Raw genomic sequence first — 22,612 nt, forward strand, 5'->3', positions numbered from 1 at the left:
AATAATCAGGAGTGGTTGCAACCGCAAGCGGCTGTGTGGGAATGCTTGTGCCGAGCCGGGGGTACCGGATCGACGCCGCCCGCGTTCCAGGGATGGCAGCGGCCGAGGCGGCGCGCGGCCAGCCAGCTACCGCGCAGCGCACCATGGGTGTGCAGCGCCTCGATGGCGTAACTGGAACAGGACGGATAAAAGCGGCAATTCTGCCCCAGCATCGGCGACAGCACGAGTTTATAAACACGCACAATCCAGATGAGCAGGGTTTTCATGGTGTCGGCGCTGCCGTTGCCGATCCTGCGGGACGGCGTGGACGTTGCGACGCAAGGAGGCGCGACAGCTCGGCGTGCAGCAGGCGTTTCAACGCGCTGTTGGTCGCTGGACCCGCCTTGGTGTTCACCGGACGCGCCAGGCGGACGATGCAATCGACAGCCTGGATCTCGTTCGTGCGGAACAGTTCGCGCGTGATGCGCTTGATGGTATTGCGCGTGACGGCGCGCGGCGCAAAGCGCTTGGCCGCGACGATGCCCAACCGCGCATGAGGCAGCGGGCTGGGACGGGTGTACAGCACGAAATGCGCGGATTTTTGCGCTGGCCGCAAACGAAAAACGGATGAAAATTCATCCGTTTTCAAAATGCGCCGAGCGCGCGCGAAGTCGTGCGAACCTTCGCCTGTCATGACCGACCGCAGGGGAGCAGGCGAGCTGGCTTAGACAGCCAGACGCTTGCGGCCCTTGGCGCGGCGTGCGTTCAGGACTTGACGGCCACCACGGGTAGCCATACGTGCGCGGAAGCCGTGCGTGCGCTTGCGACGAACGACGGAAGGTTGGTAAGTACGTTTCATGGTGGTCTCGCTTAAAGCAAAATAGGATGCAAAATCGGGTCTGACGTCTCTCGTCAGGAATCGGCGCCAATGACAGTTCGCAGATGTTAAGCCAGCGTCACGCCACAGCATCGTCCGTGCATTTCATGGCCAAAATTGCTTGACTGACAGGCAGGCGGACGGGGAACCCTGAATTAGACTCTATTTGAGGCTGCGCTGTCAAGGCAGCTGTTGTTTCCGACCTCGGGATAACTTCGTCTTTATCCCCAGCCGCCCCGAAAAACTTGGCGCAACCTGTGGATAACTTGCGCGCAGACGGGTAAAATAGCGTGTTACGTATCAATAAGCCGCACACATGGAAAATTTTTGGCAGACCGCCTCCGCACAACTGGAGCTCGAGCTGACGCCGCAACAATACAGCGCGTGGATCAAACCGCTCGTCGCCCTCGATTACGAGGACGGCAAGCTGCGCATTGCAGCGCCCAATCGATTCAAGCTCGACTGGGTGAAGACGCAGTTCGCCAACCGCATCACGGCGCTGGCCTGCCAGTACTGGGAAGCCCCGGTCGAAGTGCAGTTCGTGCTCGACCCGCGCCTGAACGTGAAAAAGCCGGACGCGGTGCGCCCTGCCCCGGTCAACCAGGTTGAACCGGGCCAGCTGCGCCCGTCGATCCCGGAACCGCACCAGCAAAACCTGAACATCGCCAACTCGCCCAAGCGCGAGCAGAGCCGCATCAACCCGGACCTGACGTTCGACAGTTTCGTGACCGGTAAAGCCAACCAGCTGGCGCGCGCCGCCGCGATCCAGGTGGCGAACAACCCGGGCGTGTCCTACAACCCGCTGTTCTTCTACGGCGGCGTCGGCCTCGGTAAGACCCACTTGATCCATGCGATCGGCAACCAGGTGATGGTCGACAACCCGAACGCGCGCATCCGCTACATCCACGCCGAGCAGTACGTGCGCGACGTCGTCACCGCCTATCAACGCAAAGGCTTCGACGACTTCAAGCATTACTACCACTCGCTCGACATGCTGCTGATCGACGATATCCAGTTCTTCGGCGGGAAAAGCCGTACGCAGGAAGAGTTCTTCTATGCGTTCGAGGCGCTGATCGCGGCCAAGAAACAGATCATCATCACCTCGGATACCTATCCGAAGGAAATCACGGGCATGGACGACCGCCTGATCTCGCGCTTCGACTCCGGCCTGACGGTGGCGATCGAGCCGCCGGAGCTGGAAATGCGGGTGGCGATCCTGCTAAAAAAGGCGCAGTCCGAGGGCGTGGTCCTGTCGGACGACGTCGCCTTCTTCGTGGCGAAACACCTGCGCTCGAACGTGCGCGAGCTGGAAGGCGCGCTGCGCAAAATTCTTGCGTACTCGCGTTTCCACGGCAAGGACATCACGATCGATATCGTGAAGGAAGCCTTGAAGGATCTGCTGTCGGTGCAGAACCGCCAGATCTCGGTGGAAAACATCCAGAAGACGGTCGCCGACTTCTTCAACATCAAGGTCGCCGACATGTATTCGAAGCGGCGCCCGGCGAACATCGCCCGCCCGCGCCAGATCGCCATGTACCTGGCCAAGGAATTGACGCAGAAGAGTCTGCCGGAAATCGGCGAATTGTTCGGCGGCCGCGACCACACGACCGTGCTGCACGCGGTGCGCAAGATCGCCGGCGACCGCCAGAAGAACGCCGAGTGCAACCACGAATTGCACGTGCTCGAGCAGACCCTGAAGGGCTAAGCCAGCTGGGGGTAGTATTTGCCCCCGGCAATTGGCAAAATGGTGCAGTAGTAATAATTTCAGTAAATAACCCTTCTGAGGACAAATATGCAATTGGTCAAAACCACCCGAGACACGCTTCTCCGGCCACTGCAGATCGTGAGCGGTATTGTCGAGCGTCGGCACACCATGCCGATTCTGGCCAATATCCTCATCCGCAAGGACGGCGAGAGCGTCTCCTTCCTGTCGACCGACACCGAAGTGCAGATCACGACGCTGGCCAACATCGGCTCCGGCGACGACATCACCGGCACCACGGTCGCCGCCCGTAAACTGCTCGACATCCTGCGCGCCCTGCCGGAATCGGGCGACGTCACGATGACGCTGGCCAACAAGCGCCTGACTGTGCAGAGCGGCAAGTCGCGCTTCGCGCTGCAAACGCTGGCCGCCGAGGAATTCCCGACCGTCTCGGTCGCGGACACCTACAATGCCACCGTCACCCTGCCGCAAAAGACGCTGAAGCACCTGTTCAACATGGTGCACTTCGCGATGGCCCAGCAGGACATCCGCTACTACCTGAACGGCCTGCTGCTGGTGCTGGACGGTAACAAGGTGATCGCAGTCGCCACCGACGGCCACCGCCTCGCCTTCTGCCAGGTCGAAGCCGAGCAGGAATTCGCGCGCCAGGAAGTCATCATCCCGCGCAAGACCATCATCGAACTGCAGCGCCTGCTGGAAGAAAGCGACGAAACCGTCCAGCTCGACATCGCCGGCTCGCAGGTGAAACTGACCTTCGCCGACATCGAACTGGTGTCGAAGCTGGTCGAGGGTAAATTCCCCGACTACACCCGCGTGATCCCGAAGGGTTACAAGAACGACTTCACGATCAGCCGCGACGAACTGCTGCGCTCGCTCCAGCGCGCCGCGATCATGACCAGCGATAAGTTCAAGGGCGTGCGCTGCATCATCACCCCGGGCAGCATGAAGATCAGCTCGACGAATGCCGACCAGGAAGAAGCGGTCGAAGAACTCGAGATCGACTACGGCGGCGACCAGATCGACATCGGTTTCAACGTGACGTATTTGCTCGACGTGCTGAACAACCTCAAGTGCGACCAGGTGAACATCGCCCTGGGCGACTCGAACTCGTCGGCCCTGATCTCGATTCCCGACAATGGCGACTTTAAATACGTCGTCATGCCGATGCGTATCTAAGCGATGCGTCGTCTTGATCGCGCGGGCTGACCCAGCCGGCGCGATCGGTATCAGCAGTCTGAATACACAGTTTTTTGAGAAAGCAGTCCATGTCCGATAACACCAATCAAATGCCCCAGTCGCCGATGCAGTCGGACGATTACGGCGCCGCCTCGATTCAAATTCTGGAAGGCCTGGAAGCGGTCCGCAAGCGGCCGGGCATGTACATTGGCGATACCTCGGACGGCACCGGCCTGCACCACCTCGTCTTCGAAGTGCTGGACAACTCGATCGACGAATCGCTGGCCGGCTACTGCACTGAAATCCACGTCACGATCCACGCCGACAATTCGATCTCGATCGCCGACAACGGCCGCGGCATTCCGACCGGCGTCAAGATGGACGACAAGCACGAGCCAAAGCGCTCGGCGACCGAGATCGCCCTGACCGAACTCCACGCCGGCGGCAAGTTCAACCAGAACTCCTATAAGGTGTCGGGCGGCCTGCACGGCGTCGGCGTGTCTTGCGTGAACGCGCTCTCGAAGCTGCTGCGCGTGACCGTGCGCCAAAAAGGCAAGATCCACCAGATGGAATTCGTCCGCGGCGTTCCGCTGAACCGCGAAATCGAGATCGTCGACGGCGTGGAAGTCTCCCCGATGAAGGTGATCGGCGAAACCGAAAAGCGCGGCACCGAGGTGCACTTCTGGGCCGACGAAGAAATCTTCACGCACGTCGAATTCCATTACGAGATCCTCTCCAAGCGTATTCGCGAACTGTCGTTCCTGAATAACGGCGTCAACATCCGCCTTTCCGACCAGCGCACCGGCAAGGAAGAAATCTTCGCCTTCGAAGGCGGCACCCGCGGCTTCGTCGAATACATCAACAAAGCCAAAACGGTCCTGCACCCGACGGTGTTCCAGGCCACTGGCGACCGCATGTCCGACCAAAACACCAACATCTCGGTGGACGTGTCGATGCAGTGGAACGACGCCTACAACGAGCAAGTGCTCTGCTTCACCAACAACATCCCCCAGCGCGACGGCGGCACCCACCTGACCGGCCTGCGTGCGGCGATGACGCGCGTGATCAACAAATACATCGACGAGCACGATTTCGCCAAAAAAGCGAAAGTGGAAATCTCGGGCGACGACATGCGCGAAGGCCTGACCTGCGTGCTGTCGGTGAAAGTGCCTGAGCCAAAATTCTCGTCGCAGACCAAAGACAAGCTGGTCTCGTCGGAAGTACGCGGCCCGGTCGAGGAAATCGTCGCCAAGACGCTGACCGACTTCCTGAACGAAAAGCCGAACGACGCCAAGATCATCTGCGGCAAGATCGTCGAAGCCGCCCGTGCCCGCGAAGCGGCCCGTAAAGCGCGCGACCTGACCCGCCGCAAGGGCGTGATGGACGGCCTCGGCCTGTCCTCGAAGCTGGCCGACTGCCAGGAACGCGACCCGGCGCTGGCCGAACTGTATATCGTCGAGGGTGACTCGGCAGGCGGCTCCGCCAAGCAGGGCCGCGACCGCAAGTTCCAGGCAATTTTGCCACTGCGCGGCAAGGTGCTGAACGTGGAAAAAGCGCGTTTCGAAAAGATGCTGTCGTCGGAGCAGATCACGACCCTGATCGCCACGCTCGGCACTTCGATCGGCCCGGACGAATTCAACGTCGACAAGCTGCGCTACCACCGCATCATCATCATGACCGATGCGGACGTCGACGGCGCCCACATCCGCACCCTGCTGCTGACGCTGTTCTACCGCCAGATGCCGCAGCTGGTCGAGCGCGGCCATATCTACATTGCCCAGCCGCCGCTGTACAAGGTCAAGGCCGGCCGTGACGAGCGCTACCTGAAGGACGACGTCGAAGAAGCGAGCTACATGATGATGGTGGCGCTGAACGGCGCCTCCCTGCTCCCGCGCGAAGGCGCCGAGCCGATCACCGGTGAAGCGCTGGCCGAACTGGTGCGCCAGTACAACCTGGCCAACGCCATCATGATGCGCCTGACGCGCGTGATCGACCGCGCGGCGCTGACCGCCATCATGAGCGGCGTGACGCTGGACATGGCGACGCTGGAAGCTGCCGAGGTGTCGGCCAAGGCAATGGAAGCGGCGATCAACGACCCGGCCGTACGCGTGGTCGTGCGCTCGGACGAGATCAGCGAAAAGCATTCCCTGCGCATCGAGCGCATGCGCCACGGTAACGTCTATGTGACGTCCATCGATGCCGACTTCGTGCTCAGCAACGACTACGCCGTGCTGGCCAACGCCGCAGCGACCTTCCAGGGCCTGATGGGCGAAGGCGCCATCATGCGCCGTGGCGAAGGCGAGAAGATGAAGGAATTCGCCGTGCGCGAATTCCACGAAGCGATGATCTGGCTGCGCGAAGAAGCCGAACGCGGCGTGTCGAAGCAGCGTTACAAGGGCTTGGGCGAGATGAATCCGGAGCAGTTGTGGGAAACCACGATGGATCCGACCGTGCGTCGTCTGCTGCGCGTGCAGATTGAGGACGCGATTGCGGCGGACCAGATCTTCACGACGCTGATGGGCGATGAGGTGGAGCCGCGCAGGAACTTTATTGAGTCGAATGCGTTGCAGGCGGGGAATATCGACGTTTGATTCGGGAATGCTGCGAAAAAAAGCCAACCGTCGAGGTTGGCTTTTTTTTGGCCTGCGACGTTCGGTTCTCATCGGGACTCAGATACACCACCAAAAGCTGATTTGACGTCGTACTCAAGGCTGGTCGAAGCTGGATTTAAGAGTCTGCGCTAGATGATTTTTTCCATCTTCCACTATATGTGATAAATTAAAACACTCTAATCTAATGTCGGGCACGCCTTTTCACAATGAGTCTAAGCCATCTACTGCGCACTGATCTCGCCTCAAGCATGCCAATTGAACAGGTTTTTCAAAAGCATATAATAGACGGACGTAGCTTCTTGTTTAATCAAGTTCTCAATAAATGTGACTGGGAGTATGGGCTTCGCGACGACTTGGCCCGAGCCCTCTGCATTAACATAAACGATATTGTAATTGTGGGCTCTTCAAAACTCGGATTTTCAGTGAAGACTCAGAGCTTCCGCGAGTTCGACCATGAATTTAAGCTATCAAAAAATCCAAGGAAAAAATCCGATATCGATATCGCCATAATTAACAATGTCTGCTTCGAAAAAATTGCAAAAGAAATCTTTTTCCTATCGCGCCATTTCGACAAGGAATGGACGAAAACGAATTGGAATAGCAATGACTTTTATCGCAGTGGCCGTGACCTGTTTGGACAGTATGCGGCGTATTTAGCAAAGGGATGGCTGAGGCCTGATTTACTGCCCACCATATATTATTCGACAGCCACGTGGAAAGAAACTGCAGAAACTTGGCGAAAAAAACTTGACGGCCGAAAAATATCGATCGGATTTTATGCAGATTGGTTTTACCTAAAACATTACCAAATGCGCAATTTGGAGCGACTCAGGTCTTTGATTAATGAACTGGAAATATAAATGAACGACGAAAAAGGTTTAGAGTTCAGCATACCCGCAAACAACCAGAAAATAATCGAGATCTATAACAAGCTGAGAAACAAGCAACTGAAAGTAAATAAAGACTACCAACGAAAATTGGTTTGGAAACGCACTCACAAAGAAAACTTCATCGACACAATACTGCACAATTACCCATTTCCAGAAATCTATTTAGCACCGGGAATACTTGATCAACAAGAACTAATACTTATCGACGAAATCGTTGATGGCCAACAACGGTTAACTACAATCCAAGATTATATCGAGGCGACGGATGTGTTCGCGCTCCCTTGTCGTGCGATACCAAAGTTTTCCGAACTTGGCAGTGAAGCACGTAAACGGTTCCTGAATTACGAAGTGTCGGTAAGATACTTGAAGGATGTTAGTCCAGAGCAGGTTAGGGAAATTTTCCAAAGGATAAATAAGACTGACTATTCCTTAAACACGACTGAGCGACTTCATGCGCAGTGGGGAGACAGCGAATTCGTTTGCTTTGCGAAGCAGCTAATCGAGCCGGATTTTGACTTGGAAAATGTTCTGTACGTAATTCCAGAACACGAAAGAAAAGAGTTCGTGGAATTTTTTCACGGCAGCGAAGAAGAAGAAGATGGAGTATTTTCGGAAACCGATATATCCCGGATGTACGCTCTCCAGTACATCATGACTCTAGTGGCAACACTGGAAAGCCAGGAATACTTCGCAAGGTACGAGAAACTTAAATTGTACATTGAGGGAAACAACGATAGTTTCGATCAAGGCCCAGACGTGAAAGATAGATTGCTAGCAGTCGTCCGTTTTATGCGTACGTTGCCAATCAAACGAACATCTAGATGGTACAAAAAAGCCAATCTGTTCTCCCTGATTGTCGAGCTGGACAAAATTGACCTCTCGCTGATCGATGCGATCAAGTTAGGTGAAGCATTGACGCAACTAGATTGGCGGGCAAGTGTTGCAGAACTTGGTCTCAATGCTCCTGAAAAAGTCGAACTATCCCCGATGGAGCAAAGGTACTTCAGCTACGCGCGCGAGGCCGTCAATCAAAAAACAGCTAGAGAGTTCCGCGGAAAATTTCTCGAGTCGATGATTAGAAAAGCCAAATTGGCAGACTAAAACGAGCCGCAGACAATAGAAGGTGGCCCTATCTGCGAGCTCAGTCTGCGCGTGGAAATTCAGAGTATCGGCCAACAGGTCACTTGGCTGACGATCCGACGGCGGTAACTGCATGGATGGGCAGACACGAAGTCGCTTGCGAAGACGAGTGTCAGTTTGTTCTGGTATGGATGTAGAGCGCACTCGCAGTTGACCTTGGACTTGACTGAACCTGTCGAGGACACCTAGGGACAACGAGTCCTATACTCAACGATCTCCGAAAAGAGCGGGCGTCATAACTGTAGACCCGCTTCTTGCCAGAACACCGCTTATGCACATAGTAACGTAGTGATTCCCTTAGACATGCGAAGACTCGGCAAGGGGCACGGGACCAAAGGAATCAGGCTCTGTGACGCTCGCCGGGCTCCTCAAACCCCTCTTTGATCAGCTTCGAGCGAATCGACCAGATCCGCTCGCATTCCTTCACTGACGGAACGAACTTGGGAATCCGGGTAGCAGACCGCAGCAGTTCCGTCTCGCGCACGTCGAGCATGGCGTTTGCGCTGCCCCACTCCCGCAATTCCTCCCACTGCGTCGGCCGGATGCCAAGAACAGCCGTCCGCGCAAAGACTCCATAACCCACCTGCTGTACTCCGCTGCCTTCAGTGTACTTTCGCGCGATCGGGTCGACCAGATCATCGAAGACCTGCTGGCTCAGCGGCACGGCGGCATCGCGTGCACGCTCCCAGCAGGCTTCCTGCTTGGCCCATTCCGTGACGTTTGCACGTGGACGTCCCGGATCGGTGAGGACCCCGAGCACAGCCTTTGCGGTAGCCGCAATCTGGTCACTGAGCGCTTCGGGAACACGTTGCGTATTCCATATCACGTCAAGATCAAGTTGACGCCCCTTCCCGCTCTTGAGCACCGTGAACTGGAGCACAGCGAGAGCGTAGGTGACGATATTGGCGCGGTATGCGCCTTGATACCAGGACTGGTCCCCGACGAGGCGTTCGGTATGACGGAACAGGATCGACATCGCAACCAGATTCCTGAAATAGAGTTCATCGAACGCGCTGTCGTTCTCGGTCCAGCGTTTCGCTAGCCAGCTCGCGAAGAAAACGAAGTTCTTCTGTGCGCCGCAGCTGACCTTGTGCGGCAGTCCCTTCCAGGTATTCTCGTACCTGGCGACATCGAGCTTCGTCAGCAGCTGCGATTTCGGGTTCACCGCGAGGAAGCGTTTTTTGCCGCCGCTGTCGAGGTTCTTTTGCTCGTTGACGTACTGTCCGCGCGACCGTTCGTAATACCATCGCGTCTGCTCTGCTCCATCGACTGCTGGTGCGATGACGCGTTCGGACAACTGTTCCAGCCGGTGGTGGTAAGGGTGGTTCGCGAAAAAGTCCGATTCGTTGACCTTGTTCTGGCTATTGGCGAATCGCGCGATCAGCGGTATGAGTTCGCCCGCGCGTGCCGGGGAGAGCACGGACAGCTTCATCTGCACGCAGACTTTTGACAGGTCGTGCCGGGCGCGCCATGCTGCCGCCAGCGACGCCGTGGTCTGACCACCATTGACGATCTGCAGATTGATCGCACTGACGATCCGCGAGGTGGCAGGATCGAATTCGACGGCCTCGGCAGTCGCCGCGATGCCGTTGTTATACGCGAAGAACATCTCCGGTTTCTCGGCAATGGTGACTTGGATGGCCGAGTTAATCTTTCCCTTCGTGCTAAGGAAGGATCGGACGTTCCCTTCAAGCAGGCGGCTTCCATGGCGCTCATAAATTTCAGCAAGGACTGGCCCCGCAATGGTGCAGAGGTATCCCTCGTAGTCGCCATCGGCAGAGCCGGCATGCAACGCAGGAATTCCGCTGCCACCGTCGGCGCAGAAGTCCACTTCCAGATCGTCACGTCCGCTGACGGATTCCGAAGCCCTATGGAAGCGCGCCGCATCCCACACATGCCGCTCCAACGTAATGCCCGAAAGCGCATCCTTTCCCGGAAGTTCGCCGCTGGTATCCGCCAGCCGGTCGGTGACCAGATACATCCGAATGCGCAGGATGCCGGGCTTCATGCGAACGATCTCCGCAGCGAGCCCGGCGACCGGGGTTCCTGCCAGCCTGCCGTCCCTCGACAGATCTCCGTCCAGCGATGCATCAAGGAATCTCTCCAGTGCGTCGAAACAGACGCACGCGTCATCGATTCCAAGATGCTCGATATCGACAGCGCCGGAAAAATCGGAAACCATCAGCGCCAGCGTTCCATCCATATCGTCGAACGCGTGGCCGTCGACACGCATCGGACCGCGTCCTGCAGCGGTTCCGTCAAACTGACAACGCTGGAAGTCTGCGAACTCCTCGGCGTCGGTCAGGCGTGCCGCCGCATCGTCGGCGAACATGGCAATTTCACTTTCTCCACTGGCCAGCACGTCGGCCTGTATCGATGCCATCCATTCTTCGCGAAACGCGGACAGGGCACGAAAACGTGATTGCAGCTCGACGCCTTGTTGCTGATCGAAGACACGCTCGATATCCACAACCTCGACGGCCACGGTCTTTCCCGCGATTTCGAGCGACGGCAGGAACATCGTGCCTGCACACATGTCGGTCAGCACGTGGATGCGCACTTGCGACATGCCGGGCCACGCACTGGCAATGGTGGAAATCAGTAGAAATGCATCGTGCGACGCGTCGACGTGCGCGCCCAGCGTGCCGCGGGCCGACATCTCGAGAAAACGGCCGCACTGCGTGGCACCATCGAGTGCGTCCTGCTCGCTGATGGACCGGGGCTCTTCATCGCCGCTGTACACGCTGACGAAGGCGTCCAGTCTGTCTAGCTCATCGGAAAGAGCATATCCGCTGAGCCGGAGATCCTGTTGGTCGACAGAAGCGAAGTAGCGGCATGACTGCGGATCGTAAGTGATGCCTCGTTCCGCCATGTGGCGAGCGAATACGGTGGTGAACGCGAGTTCGGCGAACTGGGGCGCTCCCCCCGTCGATGCGGCGTCGGCCGCCATTCTGTCGCGCACCTCGTTGTGCACGGCCGAGAGAAAATCCTTCAATATCATTCTTGCTCCTGGAACTGCGTTGTAGTGTGATCAGAGGACGGGACGTGCGCATGTCGCTGTCACTTCAGGGATGCTCTGATCCGGTGGCGACCATGGATGCGCCGACAGGATCTCCCAGCATTCCTTCTTCTTGGCCCATTCCGACAGCATTCGCCCGTTCGCTGTGCGGTGTAGTTTGTCGTTCACCTCGTCCGACCACGCGACGATCTGATTCCCGAGTTCAGTCGAAATGCCCTGCTTTTGCCAGATGGCGTCGAGATTGATCCGGTCTCCAAGCATCAGCGAAACGACCGCGACGGTATAAGCAGTCACGTTCGCCTTGAACGCCGGGAAACGGCTCTTCAGCAGGCGTGTCGCCGCCTTGAAGATGATCACTTTCGCGATCATGTGCTTGTACTCGGCAGCGTCCGGAAGAATCGGCGTCTCGTCGTCGGCCTGCATCACCTTTCTCATGAAGATCGGGAATGCCTTCTGTCCCCCCAGACTGACTAGATCAGGCAGCTGCATCCAGGCGCAAAGGTACTTGGCGAAATCGGTCTTGGTCAGCTTGCGGCTCGTCGGCATCGAGTCCTGCAGACGTCGGAGATCGGCTGACGATTTCGCCTCTCGATCGAGCATCACCTTGTAGCTGCCCGCTGCGCGCTCGTAGTACCAGCGCCCGACACCGTCCGGGCAGTAGGTTGTCAGGGCCAGCTTCTCCATCTGGACATGGAATGGCTTGTTCGCGTAGTGATCCGAACCCTTCACGGCGCTCTGCGAGTTCGCATAGCGGGAGATGTCGGCGATCAGCGCATCCTCGGAAAGTTCGTCCGACCGTCGCAGCACGATGATCTTTGCAGGAACACGCACCTTGCGAAGATCGACTCCGGCGAACTTCTTCTTGGTGAAAAAGATCGAGGCCATGGTCTGTCCGCCGTTGACGACCTGCATCCCCTTGAGCCACGCAATGCCCGGACTGCCGTCAGCAGCGCGCTCCAAGTGTGCTTCGTCCGCGACGATGACGACGCCGTTGTTGTACGCCATGAACCGCTCCGGCTGATCCCGCAGCGTGTCACGGATTCCCCTGTTGACCATGTTGGTCTGACTGAGGAATGAACGCACATTCGCCTCAAGGATGCGCGGGCCGTATTTCTCATAGAGGAAGCGCAATGCCTCGCCGGGGAACACGGTCATCGCGTAGTCATATTCCGCTTCGCTGTCCGACACCCAGACACACGGAAGGGATCCTCCGCAGACATCGCTGAAATTCACTACCAGTTCGTCCCGCGGCTTTCCGCCTTGCCAGTGATTGAACAAGCGTTCGATGTCCATCACCTCGAGCTTGACCGTCTTGCCCTGGATCTGGCGTGCCTGGAAATTGCGAGTTTTCGCCTTGCGGTCGGTGAGAACGTAGATGCGGATCTGGTCGAGGTCCGCGTACGCCTTCTCGATCGTCTGAACCAGTGCAAAAGCATCGTGCGATTCGTCCATTTTTGTGGACAGCGTGCCCGACACGCACTGGTTGAGGAAGCGTGAGCACTGTTCCGCCGCGCGGGTAGTCTCGGAATCCGGAATTCCCACCAGTTCGTCGCATCCCTCGTACAGACTGACGTACAGGTCGAGCTGGTCGACGTCCTCTGACAGCGCGTAGCCGCTGAGCTTCAATATTCCTTCCCCTACTCGAGCAGAATAGTGGCAGATCTCGGGTTCGAAGGTCATGCCGATATCGGACATGTGTCGCGTGACCACCTCAGTGAAAACCAGCTCGGCAAACGGTGTTTCTCCTCCAGGTTCGGCAGCGCGTGCCGCCATTTCCTGCCTTACGTCATGCTGCGTCTGGTGCAAAAAATCGATGAGTTCCATACTCAGATGGCTCCGGTCATATTGAGGACATGTTCGATCGTGGCTGCGGGAACATCGGCCGCGTCCAGATCGATTTCATAGCGGGCGTGGCGGATGGCAGCGGGCACGTTCGCGGCGACGAGGCGTGGAAAGGTCTCGCCGACACGCAGGAATCGCCCTTCCGACACCGTCAGACAGCGGGTGTAATGTTCTGCATGCGCGTCCACGAACCCGGCATGCAACAATGCGTTCTCGAACAGGGCCGCAGCGGCAGGGTCGCTGTCGAGCACACTGCGCAGCGCCGCCACCCTGGCGGCAAGCGACAGACCGTCTGCCCCTGCGGCGAAGCGGCAGCCGAAAAGGAACAGCGGCTGCCGAACTGAATCATCCAGCTGCGCCAAGGACATGATGGTGACCGGGAAGCCGTCGTGAGCCAGCGTGCTCTTGACCTCGATTGCACCCGACCCGACCTCGAAATCCTGGAGGCCATCATGCGGCCCACGCCAGCCTTCGACTGCCGCATGCAGATCCAGGCCAGCGGCGATAAGGCGCTCAAGACATACAAGCTCGCCGCTCAATCCCAGTTCGGCTTCAGCGCTTAATGCTCCCGAGCTCCTGCTCATGAATTGCTGCCATGCCCGAATGCGGCCAAGGAAAATCTGCATTTTTCGCTGATGCGACGACTCTGCGTTTGCCGCGATTGCTGCCACGACATCGGTCACCATTCTCGAGAACAGTTCGATGCCGCCCTCCTCCTGACGAACCAGCGCAAGCCATTCGCCGGGCAGTCCTACCGAAGCGCGTTCCACGCGAAAGCCAGCTGCGGCCGGCAGCATCGACGGTGCAGGCAGCGCGACTGATGAGAACCCGATAATGATAGCTTCACAGTTTTCCGGGAACCGCCGAGCTGCGTGGAGACGGCCCCCTGCCAGTCCCGAAATCGGAATGGAGCGCCAACCACCCTCGCCATGCGAGTCGCTGGCGAGAGCCCGCCAGGCAGCTAGTACTTCCTCGTTAATCAGCGGCGCCATATTCCTGTTCCCAAAGGACGTTATTGACCTTGTATTCGACCTTTGTACCGGAACGGCTTCCAGGGAAGCTGATGCCAAAAGCGACGACAGGCGTTAGTGTCAGTGGCGCAACATCCTTAATCTCTGGATCAAGGAGGTAGACGAGCAGCACGCCTCGCTCCGGATGAGCCTGCACGCCCGGAGCACCATGCCCCCTAACTCGGCGAAGAATTGGTCCGCTCGGGACCTCTGGCTCGCTCTGATTCTTCAGGCTGGCAGGGTCTTCCTTCCAGATGCTTCTCGTTTCGGCCAGCGCGGCCATCCAAGCCTCGATACCGAGGTCGATGCCCTCGTCCTTGGGTGAAAGGAGGCGACCGATCGACTGACGGTCCTCAGTATGTGATTTCACTGCGCGCTTCGCGCGCTGTACCGACACGCCGGCAACGTCGATCGGATTGTCGGACTGGCCGCCACCGATCACCGCCACCGTCCACTCGGTCAGTTCATTTGCCTTTACCATCGACACGATAAATTCGCGCAGCAGAAGGCTATTCGCCTTCATCGCCTCCGGATGCGTGCTGTATGCACCGAGGAAATCGATGACGTAATCATGCGGCACCTTCTCCCACAGCACACCGTTCCAGCGGTCGTCCGGCCCGGGGCGCTTCTGTACCGGATTTTTCGTGCCTTGGCCCATGATGGCGACCAGTTCCTTGAATGCCGTGAAGTTGGAGTCGATTTGCTGTTTCCGCCGATGCAGTGCCACGGTTTCTATGACGTGTCCGCTGAACGACAGGAACAGGCTCTTCGCGGAGCGCATCTTCAGGCGCGAGGTGACCATCAGCACGGGGTGGGACACAACCTTCAGGCCATAGTCGCGCGGGGTGCCGCCGCTTTCCACCATCATGTCGAACTCGTCGCGCAGCTCCTCGGATGCGTCGGCAATGTGCTCGAACCATTCGACCAAGTCCGAAGTGGTATAGAGTCGGCAAAGATCAAGATAGCCCGGGCGGTAGCCGAACCAACGCCCCATCTGCATGAGCGTGTCGTACATCCGCGAAGCACGCAAGAAGTAGCTCGTGCACAGTCCTTCCAGCGTCAGTCCCCGCGCCAGCTTGTCGCCTCCAATTGCGATTACCTTCAGCCCATCAGCGGTTTCAGTGTAGTCCAGCACGTCGCCAGCTGTGCCATTGATTACCCGCACGCTGATCTCGCTGACCACGAGCGGCAGAACCTCAGCGATTTCTCCCCAAGTGCTGAAAGTGAAGGGACCTGCGTCGGGCACCTTTTCCGCCATCTCTGCCGTAGTAGGCTCGAAATCAGTCGCCCACAGACCGGCCAGCCTGTCCAGAACCGGCTGATGTCCTATCCGTCGCGACAGGCGCTGATCGATGGAGCGCACGTATTGTTCGACGCGTGCGTGGACTTCGAGCTGAACTGCATTGAAGCGGGTAACGTGAACCAGCATCGAACTGTGCTGTGCTTTCTGTCCGCGGACGTGGCGCGCGGCACAGGACAGGATGAACGCGTCAATGGCTTCGCGCAGGGAGGCTGGCAGAGCGCTTTCATCGGCATCCGACGGAACGTGGGTATTCTTGTGTCCAACCGGCATCCAGCCAGAACGCCCATCCTTGCTGCAGTGATCGTCGACGGTGCGCACAAGCGGCAGGCTGCCCTGACGCTCATCACCATTGTAGAGACCGAAAACACGCGCCGGGCCAATATAGTTGGAAGGCGAACCAAGATTGTGAATGAACGCAGCTGGGAAAAGGTCTGGCCCGGCCTCAGCTGTCGTCCCACGCTCGTGAATGAAAATGTTGGCAAACGGCGTGGCCGTATATCCGACATAGGCCTTGCGATGGAACGCATGCAGGATCCGCCGGATAAGGCCATTGATCGCCGTGGGTTGGTGATCCTCGTCCGCCTTGCCGTCGGCATCGAAGACCTGCGCCCCGGTATCGACGGAGGCGTGATCGGCTTCGTCGTCGATGATCATGAGAGGCAGGTGCGTGACGACCTTGCGGCCGGTCTCTGGTTCCACCGCGTCGGCAACATGCGTCTGAATCCAGCGCAGCAGTCTGGCCAGCACGGTCTTGTTCTTCTTCACGACAAACAGCCACGGGAGTGCTTCCGGCGTTACCCCGAGATTCTTGACATTGCTGGCAATGAAGTCGCCCTTTTCCGTTCGGTTGGTCGCGTAGTTCGGCCGGATTGAAGGATCTTGGTCAATGGTGCCAACGCCGATGAGACGCATGCCTTCGGCAGATGGGTTGGTCTCGAATCCAAGGAAGCCCTCGTCGAGGCGCATCTGCGTCTGCGTACGCAGGTTGTTGTGCATGCCGGCGAGGACGATGATGATCTTGTAGCCGGCATCGGCCGCCTTGCAGATAAGGCCAGTGTAATTGCCGGTCTTGCCGGACTGAACGTGGCCGACCACGAGGCCGCGGCGGTCCCAAGGTCCCTTGCGCTGGGGGTCTTCCAGCATGCCCAGAATGCGGTCGGACGACTTGTCGAGACCGTCAACGGCCTCCCATGCCATGCGGGCCTCCTGAAACTCCCGGTATCGCTGCCAGTAACGCCAGTCATTTTTGCGCTCGGGCGTCAGCCACGGCACATGTCCTTCGTTATTCTCGAGCCAACTGTCCTGGCTACGCCACACGCTGAACCGGCGGATCAGCTCGTCCGACACCGCGTCGCGATCGAGGCCTTCACCCCAGCGCTGGTTCATCATCAGCACCAGCGCGATCTTTTCCGCGATCAGTGCGGGCGTGATGGCGCTCTTGTCGGGTTCATTGAACAGCAGCTCTTGCACGATCTTGATAACGCTCGCCTTGTTGGCTTCGACTTGTGACGTCATGGTTTCTTTTCCAGTTCGGGAGGCTGGTCGGGCAGCGAGCCCACCAGTTCAGGGTAATTCTGAAATGGCTCGGATAGCAGAAGACGACTGCGGGCCATGGCCGGCGACATGCCCTTGAGCAAAACCATGTTTCGGTACATGACCATCAACACCTCGGTGACTGCTGCAGGCGGTTCGCCGGAAAAGCTCGTGCGCGGAGTCTCCCGGTTTTCGGCCGTATCGAGCCAGATCCGCTGAACCGGTACGGTCTCCTCGATCACACGCAGCATTGCCAGCACCTGGGGGGCCAGCGCGCGCGCGTCGTCAAGCACGGCGCGCACGGCGGGATGGTCGGTGTCGATGCGGTAGCGCATTCCGCCCGAAAACTTCTGCGAACGCCATACCTGGCTGACCTCTTCGCCGTTTCGGTTTCGAGGAGCCTGGCCACGCAGTGCGAAGGCCTTGCGTGCCCTGCTGCGCGTCTCGTCGGCAAGCCTTGCGAGCCAAGCGCGGACCTCCACCGGCGGCCTGGCAGTCGATTTCCGGATGTCGATTTTCCACGCTTCATCGGCCGAGTTAGGTATATCGAGACGAATGCGGGCAAGTCGGTGTGCCTCATCCTTGGTCCACCCACGTCCCTGGCCCAGCCCGAGCCAGCTCCCTGCCACCAGCAGGCGCTGGTTGCGGTAGACGTAGAAGCCCTGCTGTGCCGTCCAGCCGTCCGGCCCCTGCGCTGACTCGTGCTCCTTTGAGGTGAGCCGATCCTTGTGCGGGAGGACGTGACACTCCACTTCCACTCCGGGCATTCCGGGAAACGACGCCGGCGGTGAATGCCATGGCTTGGCCGGATGACCAGACAGAAACGGATCCCAAGGGCTGATCGCCTTGCCAGCAATGCGCAGCCGGAGACGAGGGCGCGCGCCCTCGAGATAACGGTGGAACACCATCGCCAGATGCCGCTCGACCCGGTCGATCATGTCGAGAAAATCCTGCTCGCCGTAGCTGTCCGTGACGACGCGATCAAGGACCTCCCACAACACCAGGGTGCCATGCGAACGGTTATCGAACTGTTCGACCAACTCGCCAGCACTGTCGTGCGGCCCTTCCAGCAAATGCCAGCCATCGCCTTCGCTGGCGGCCAGGACATCGAGATCCCAGCGAAGGCATTGCAATCCGTCCAGCCCGACCGATGCGACGGTCAAACGTCGGCACTGCGAGAAAGAGGCAGTCTTCAAGCCAAGACCAAATCTGCCGAGGTCATTTTTGTCCCGGCGGTCCAGCGGGTTCTTTTCCCCGAGGCGCATTGCACAGTCCAGCTCAACGGCGCTCATGCCCCCGCCGTCATCCTCTATACGGATACGACTTTCCTTGCCATTCCATTCGAATGTCAGCTCGACATTTTTTGCTCCGGCAGCGATGCTGTTGTCGATGATGTCGGCAAGCGCCGTGGCGGTGCTGTAACCCAGTCCGCGCAGCGCTTCGATCATGGCGACCGCGCGCGGTGGCGCGTGGCGGAATCCGTTCTTTTTCATTGTTCTTTTCAGTCAGTCGTTTGACGGAAGATGGGTGCATAGGGCGCGAGCACCTCTATACGGGATGTGTGCCGGAACTTTGACAGGACCTTGGCTTCAATCTGCCGGATTCGCTCACGGGTAACACCGAACTTCTGTCCGACTTCTTCGAGGCTCTTGCCGCCGGCTCCATCGAAGCCGAAGCGCGCGATGACTACCTCACGCCCCCGCTCGTCGAGTTCGGCAAACATGCGCGCGATCGCGGCCGTCAGGCTGCGGTCGCAAGACGTCTGCGAGGGGTCGGAGATCGGATCAATGATGCTTGAGGGATCTGGCGTGTATGGCTCGAGGCCGGGCCCGCAATCGTCGAACGACACGACTCCGATGTCGGAACGAATGATCCGCTGCACCTCCCGCAACGACAAGGAGAGGTGGTTCGCAATCTCCGCGGCGCGAACCTCCGCTGCACGCCCGTATTCCAGCTCGCGCCGCGCACGATTCACAATATTAATTTTGTCGCCTTGGTGAACAGGTACTCGGATGATGCGCGAGGTATCCTGCACGCTTCTGCTAATGCCCTGACGTATCCACCACGTCGCATACGTCGAAAATTTGAAACCACGCCGGAAGTCGAAGCGCTCGGCCGCGCGCATGAGACCGATGTTCGCTTCCTGAATCAGATCCTCAAGCGGCAACCCGCTGTAGCGATATTTGTGGGCGAGCGAAATTGCGAGACGAAGATTGGCAGTCACAAGGCGGTCACGTGCGGTCTCGTACGCGGCAATGGACGATGTCAGGACATCGGCAGCGGTTCGCTCAAGACGACCTGCGCTCTCGAGCATCCCCTCCAAGTCGGTCGCAGTCGGCCGCGGCACTGCCGCATCACGGCCGTTTTCCGGTGCGTCGTTGCGGACGGACTGCACATATGAACGAAAGTCGCCCTGCACTCCATCACCGCTGTCCGGTGCTTCATCAGGTTCGACTGGCTCGACATCCTCCGGCCCTTCATCGCCCTCCTCCAGTTCCTCGGGGGTCCCGCTTTCAATCTTCCGTGGAGAGAAGACGAGCCAATCGCGCTCGGGCAACGAAGCGAGGACGCGGGTTAACGCCCCAAGCGCACTGTCCATCTGCCGCCCCAGCCTTTCCTCATCTTCCCGCTTGATGAGGTCGTATCGGCGAGCTTCGGTGAGATAAAAGTGAACAGGTTCGCGAAGCTGGGTGAGATCCTCGCCCAGCATGTCCAGCGCGTCCGCAAGCTCGACATCACCAGCATCCGGATCCACTCTTGGAAGTGGCAGGCCGTCGCATTCGATCAGGACGCCGAGATCGTCGAGAATACGTTCCACGACTTCCTGCGCACGTTCGAGTTCCGGGGCGCAGTCTGCCTCGAGTGCATGTTGAAGATCGTCAGCTAAAACATAGCCATCGCGCAGCCCGCCCGCGATGAGGTATTCGATTGCGGCCAGATCCTCCAGCTGAAGAGAGGTCTGCGCTACACGAGCTTCCGGAAGATCGAATTCGATAGTCGACCAGTCGGTTTCGTCACTGACCCTGCGATGCTCGGAAATCCGCCGCTGAGCTTCTCTTGCCGCTGCCACGCAGCTTGCGTCATGAGCAGGCGCACTGACGGTCTCGTCAGCAGCCCATCCGTTCAGGTCTTCGACGCATTCGACCTCCTCGGCATCCACGCTCTCTACCAAGATGGCGTCGACAGACGCCACGAGCACCTCCTCAGCACTGCCGTCGCCTGTCTTCGGCTGAACTGTATTAACAGGCGCAGACTCGTCCGGAAAGCCTTGGAAGAGGAGAGGATCACGAATGCCGACAGCATCGGGCGCGCGAGCGTCAGACGACGCTGCTGGCGCGAGAACCGCAGCAAGGGTAAGGTGGCCGTGCTCAAGCGCCAGCTCCACTGCCGTCCTGCCGCCCGCGCTCAGCAGCGACGCATCAGCGCCAAGGCTGATGAGTTTTGCACAGGATGCCAGTTGGTTGTGAATCGCCGCGATCATGAGCGGAGTCAGACCCGCAGCATCGCGTCCGTTGGGCGATTCCCCACGAATGATGTGCAGCGCGATAGCTTCAACGGCTCCGGACTTCAATGCAAGCCGAAACAGAGGACTGAGCTTCTTTGCTGGCTGCATCATTGCCGTTCCGATTTCACCGACAGGAGAAAGAAACGGAGAACGATCACCGGACGGTCGTAACTGGACATTCAATGATGCGCTTCAAGATGAGTCAGGAATATTTCTTCCCATTATTACTCATTTTCCTGGAGCCAAAACTAACGAATAGTCACCGAAGCGATTTTCGAGCGTAAATTATTTTCCTCTGGGTTCGAGCTAGGTGCACAGGCGGGCATTCTCTGGAGCGTCCTGTACCCACAAATCCTGTTGCGCAGGCGCCGACGTCCCTGCATCGCCGCCCCGCAGCAAGGCAAAGACGATGTCTCCAATTTTTTTGGCAAGGAGAGGAGGTACGGCATTTCCGACCTGATGGAACTGCTCAGTCCGGTTTCCCTGGAAAAAGTAGTTGTCGGGGAAGGTCTGCAATCTCGCCGCCTCCCGCACCGTTAAACTCCGGCATTGCCTTGGGTCATAATGGATGAAGTAATGGCCATCTTTGGAGATGTGACTGGTCACGGTCGTGGCCGGACGCTTTCGCAACTGGACCCGGAATCGATCCGAGAATTTTCCGGTCTCCCAATTCTCATGGTTTGGCCGCAGTCCTTGCAGGGAAAACTCGCCGTGCCCCTTTGGCGACCATCCGAATGCAGATGCGAACGCAGCCGCGTACGCATAGCGGCGCAGGTCCGTTCGCATGTGTCCGCGCGCGTCATGGTTCAGCCATACTTGGAGCCGAGGGTCGTGATACCAGCCATCAAGTAGTGCTGCATTGTCGTCGTCCGTTCCCAGCTTGCGCAACTGATTACTACCGGTACCAAGTCCACGCGCAATCGCTCTTGAGGCGTCCTCAAGCGCTTCGCGCAGCTCGGCTTGAGATTGCTTCGCTCCGACCTCTCGAGCCATTTCGCCGAAGTGATTCGATACGACATCGGCCCAGCTCTCGCTCGAGTCCGGCTCCTTGCTGAGCCGGCTACGCAGCCGAGGCAACGCGCCAATGACCTGCTCGACCGTAACCTCGGGCGCTCTTTCGATCTGGCCAGGAGTGCCGAGGCCAATATCGTCGCGCACGCCGATGAGAATGACACGGTGCCGCGCTTGGGGAATCCCGTGTTGCTCAGCCTTGATCACGAAATCGTGCACGTCTATTTTGCGCGGCGAGTCCTTGGCCGAAAAGCTGGTGGCACAGGTCAGCGAGTGAATGCGATATCCGCTCCCGGAGGACGGCATGTCCATTGCCTTGTCCGGGTCCGAAAGATCCTGAAGAATTGTCTCGAAAATCTTTTTCCCACCTACAGTCGCAGTAAGGATGCCCTTCACGTTTTCCATCACAAATACCGCAGGACGGTACTTCTGGATGATCCTCAAATATTCCTTGTAGAGGAAATGACGATGATCGTCTTCAGCGCGGTACTCGACCTTCCCTCGGTTGCGAGCGCGTCCAACTAGTGAATATGCCTGGCATGGCGGGCCGCCGATCAGCACCCAAGGCGTGTTCGGCCCTAAATCATGGTCCGAAATCCGCCTGTCCAGCTCTTCGTTGTCAGCCGCCTTGCCCAGCTCGAGCTGTCGCGCTTCCTCTCCCGACTCTACCCATGCGTCGTGGTTTGTATCGTCGTAGGGAAGCTCCGACTGCCCATTGCAGAATCGGTAGTAGGAGTCGAGCGCATTTTCATCTCGGCGCTTGAGCAGACGATAGAAAGCCCGCAGGCGAAGCGTACTGCGCGCAGAGGAAGTCATTTCTGCCGATACAATTATCCTGAAAGGATCATCTTTCACCGACGAGAATCCCTCGCCAAGACCTCCGGGTCCGGCAAAGAGATCGACGATGGGAATATCACCCGTAAAAATGGATTGCGGTTCGATGAGCAACTTTGCCTAACGTGAGAGCTTGCGTGGGGGCGTAGGATACCAGG

At 58.3% G+C, this 22,612-nt stretch carries 15 protein-coding genes; 5 read left to right on the top strand and 10 right to left on the bottom strand.

What is annotated here, in order from left to right; all coding sequences use genetic code 11:
• Positions 1-5: 5 nt before the first annotated feature.
• The 3 genes from yidD to rpmH form a co-directional block, all read right to left on the bottom strand.
• The gene (gene yidD, locus AC1MEM_RS02520; protein WP_499475110.1) at positions 6-266 is read right to left on the bottom strand and encodes a membrane protein insertion efficiency factor YidD; all 261 of its coding nucleotides are present in this window, start codon (positions 264-266) and stop codon (positions 6-8) included.
• Positions 263-628 (bottom strand): ribonuclease P protein component, encoded by a 366-nt coding sequence (gene rnpA, locus AC1MEM_RS02525; protein ID WP_499477546.1) that lies wholly within the window; start codon positions 626-628, stop codon positions 263-265. Before rnpA ends, yidD begins: the two co-directional genes overlap by 4 nt.
• A 75-nt stretch (positions 629-703) precedes the next feature.
• Complete coding sequence (gene rpmH, locus AC1MEM_RS02530) at positions 704-838, bottom strand: 50S ribosomal protein L34 (protein WP_040378179.1); 135 nt, start codon at positions 836-838, stop codon at positions 704-706.
• Positions 839-1,172: 334 nt separating this feature from the next.
• Between rpmH and dnaA the strand changes: the two genes are divergently transcribed.
• The 5 genes from dnaA (at position 1,173) to AC1MEM_RS02555 (ending at position 8,358) form a co-directional block, all read left to right on the top strand.
• Positions 1,173-2,561 carry a chromosomal replication initiator protein DnaA gene (dnaA, locus tag AC1MEM_RS02535; protein ID WP_499475112.1) on the top strand — a complete coding sequence of 463 codons (1,389 nt, stop codon included), beginning with the start codon at positions 1,173-1,175 and terminating at the stop codon, positions 2,559-2,561.
• An 87-nt stretch (positions 2,562-2,648) separates the two neighbouring features.
• Entirely contained in the window at positions 2,649-3,755 is a 1,107-nt protein-coding gene (gene dnaN, locus AC1MEM_RS02540; protein WP_499475113.1) for a DNA polymerase III subunit beta, read from the top strand.
• Between the two features lie 89 nt (positions 3,756-3,844).
• Entirely contained in the window at positions 3,845-6,346 is a 2,502-nt protein-coding gene (gyrB, locus tag AC1MEM_RS02545; protein WP_499475114.1) for a DNA topoisomerase (ATP-hydrolyzing) subunit B, read from the top strand.
• 269 nt (positions 6,347-6,615) lie between these two features.
• The gene (locus AC1MEM_RS02550) at positions 6,616-7,227 is read left to right on the top strand and encodes a hypothetical protein (RefSeq protein WP_499475115.1); all 612 of its coding nucleotides are present in this window, start codon (positions 6,616-6,618) and stop codon (positions 7,225-7,227) included.
• On the top strand, positions 7,228-8,358 hold the full coding sequence (locus AC1MEM_RS02555) for a DUF262 domain-containing protein (RefSeq protein ID WP_499475116.1): 1,131 nt from the start codon (positions 7,228-7,230) through the stop codon (positions 8,356-8,358).
• Between the two features lie 379 nt (positions 8,359-8,737).
• Here AC1MEM_RS02555 and AC1MEM_RS02560 read toward each other — a convergent pair whose 3' ends face one another.
• The 7 genes from AC1MEM_RS02560 to AC1MEM_RS02590 form a co-directional block, all read right to left on the bottom strand.
• On the bottom strand, positions 8,738-11,398 hold the full coding sequence (locus AC1MEM_RS02560) for an AIPR family protein (RefSeq protein ID WP_499475117.1): 2,661 nt from the start codon (positions 11,396-11,398) through the stop codon (positions 8,738-8,740).
• A 30-nt stretch (positions 11,399-11,428) separates the two neighbouring features.
• Positions 11,429-13,240 carry an MZA anti-phage system associated AIPR family protein MzaE gene (gene mzaE / locus AC1MEM_RS02565; protein WP_499475118.1) on the bottom strand — a complete coding sequence of 604 codons (1,812 nt, stop codon included), beginning with the start codon at positions 13,238-13,240 and terminating at the stop codon, positions 11,429-11,431.
• 2 nt (positions 13,241-13,242) lie between these two features.
• On the bottom strand, positions 13,243-14,250 hold the full coding sequence (gene mzaD, locus AC1MEM_RS02570) for an MZA anti-phage system associated PD-(D/E)XK motif protein MzaD (protein WP_499475119.1): 1,008 nt from the start codon (positions 14,248-14,250) through the stop codon (positions 13,243-13,245).
• Complete coding sequence (locus AC1MEM_RS02575) at positions 14,234-17,086, bottom strand: Z1 domain-containing protein (protein ID WP_499475120.1); 2,853 nt, start codon at positions 17,084-17,086, stop codon at positions 14,234-14,236. The genes mzaD and AC1MEM_RS02575 overlap by 17 nt, the downstream gene beginning before the upstream one ends.
• Positions 17,083-18,597 (bottom strand): MZA anti-phage system associated ATPase MzaB, encoded by a 1,515-nt coding sequence (gene mzaB, locus AC1MEM_RS02580; protein ID WP_499475121.1) that lies wholly within the window; start codon positions 18,595-18,597, stop codon positions 17,083-17,085. Before mzaB ends, AC1MEM_RS02575 begins: the two co-directional genes overlap by 4 nt.
• Before the next feature lie 8 nt (positions 18,598-18,605).
• Positions 18,606-20,720: a sigma-70 family RNA polymerase sigma factor gene (locus AC1MEM_RS02585; RefSeq protein ID WP_499475123.1), complete on the bottom strand. Its 2,115-nt coding sequence runs from the start codon at positions 20,718-20,720 to the stop codon at positions 18,606-18,608.
• A gap of 195 nt (positions 20,721-20,915) precedes the next feature.
• On the bottom strand, positions 20,916-22,568 hold the full coding sequence (locus AC1MEM_RS02590; RefSeq protein ID WP_499475124.1) for a DNA cytosine methyltransferase: 1,653 nt from the start codon (positions 22,566-22,568) through the stop codon (positions 20,916-20,918).
• Between the last annotated feature and the right edge of the window lie 44 nt (positions 22,569-22,612).

Source organism: Telluria sp. AIW5 (assembly GCF_056680575.1).